This window comes from Sphingobium sp. (genome assembly GCF_003248505.1).
In the GTDB taxonomy this organism is placed as follows: domain Bacteria; phylum Pseudomonadota; class Alphaproteobacteria; order Sphingomonadales; family Sphingomonadaceae; genus Sphingobium.
Window position 1 is genome coordinate 1 of record NZ_QFOA01000175.1, and the last position, 1,178, is coordinate 1,178.

The 1,178-nt window shown below is 60.4% G+C and carries 3 protein-coding genes; 2 read left to right on the top strand and 1 reads right to left on the bottom strand.

From position 1 onward, the window contains the following. The coding region (locus DI606_RS20195) for a type II toxin-antitoxin system ParD family antitoxin (protein WP_367119511.1) at window positions 1–97 on the bottom strand (97 nt) is incomplete at its 3' end. Between the two features lie 121 nt (window positions 98–218). Here DI606_RS20195 and DI606_RS20200 point away from each other — a divergent pair. Together DI606_RS20200 and DI606_RS20205 are read left to right on the top strand one after the other, a co-directional pair. After that, window positions 219–653 carry an antitoxin Xre-like helix-turn-helix domain-containing protein gene (locus tag DI606_RS20200; RefSeq protein ID WP_293985810.1) on the top strand — a complete coding sequence of 145 codons (435 nt, stop codon included), beginning with the start codon at window positions 219–221 and terminating at the stop codon, window positions 651–653. Next, on the top strand, window positions 650–1,129 hold the full coding sequence (locus tag DI606_RS20205) for an RES domain-containing protein (protein ID WP_293985811.1): 480 nt from the start codon (window positions 650–652) through the stop codon (window positions 1,127–1,129). The genes DI606_RS20200 and DI606_RS20205 overlap by 4 nt, the downstream gene beginning before the upstream one ends. Window positions 1,130–1,178 lie beyond the last annotated feature (49 nt).

Here is a 1,178-nt window from a genome sequence, read left to right on the forward strand (position 1 = left end):
GCACATATTCGCTGCTCGTGCCATAGCCCCGCCCTGACACCTGCTGATCCACGAAGGACTTGAGCGCTTCCGGCAGGGAGATGTTCATCGTACTCATGAAAGAATGATGAGGTATTTGGCAAAAATTGGCAAGGTCTAGAAATTTTGATTTGACGGCGGTCAGCTTGCCATCGAACCACATGATGCGTATAATCGCATCACTTGAACCAAGAGAATTTATGGCAATCCAACCCAACAGCATTGAGGCGTTGCTCGGCGTAAGGGCCGGGATTCATGCTTCCCGTCTGTCGTTGCCGACATCCATCGAAAGCGGTCTGCCCGTCGCCGCGCTCGATCGCCTGGCCGACAAGGTGGCGCCGGGCGACGCACGCTTCAAGTTTCGGCTCATTCCCAAGGCCACGCTCGAGCGGCGGCGCAAGTCCGCGTCCAAGCGCCTGACGAGTGAGGAGGGGGACCGGCTTGCCCGGCTCGCCAAGGTGTTCAGCTTCGCGCTCGACATCTATCGGGAGCCGGAGCGGGCGCGCGAATTTCTGGGTCGCGCGCATCCGATGCTCGACGGAAAGGCGCCGCTCGACGTCGCGCTGGCGACCAGTCCGGGCGCGGACCTCGTCATCAACCTTCTGGGTCGCGCCGCTTATGGCGGGGGCGTGTGAAGGGCGGGCGAACCGACCGGGTATTGACGGCTTACCGCATCGGCGATCCTGACGGTATTCATCCGATCTATGACAGCGAAGGCGCGCGGCTCTATCCCGGACGGTGGAATACGCCGCTCAGCCCCGTCATCTATACGTCCGAACATTATTCGACCGCCATGCTGGAAAAGCTGGTGCATGCCAGCAGCGTGCTGCCGCCCAACCAGCATTATATCCGCATCACCATTCCCAACGGCACCCGCTACGAGATTTTCCAGACCGCCGCACATCCGGGCTGGGACGGGAAGGACGAGGGACTGTGCAAGGCGTTCGGCCAGGCCTGGTATGAAGAGCAGCGCAGCGCCATCCTGATCGTGCCGTCGATCCCGGCGCGGGTGGAGCGCAACATCCTCATCAATCCGCAGCATCCCGATGCGGCAGCCATCGCGTACGACCTGCCGGAGCCAATCTGGTGGGACGAACGTCTTTATGGATAAGATAGATCAACAGATACGACATCCGTTCCGTCTTTCAAAACGCCATCGA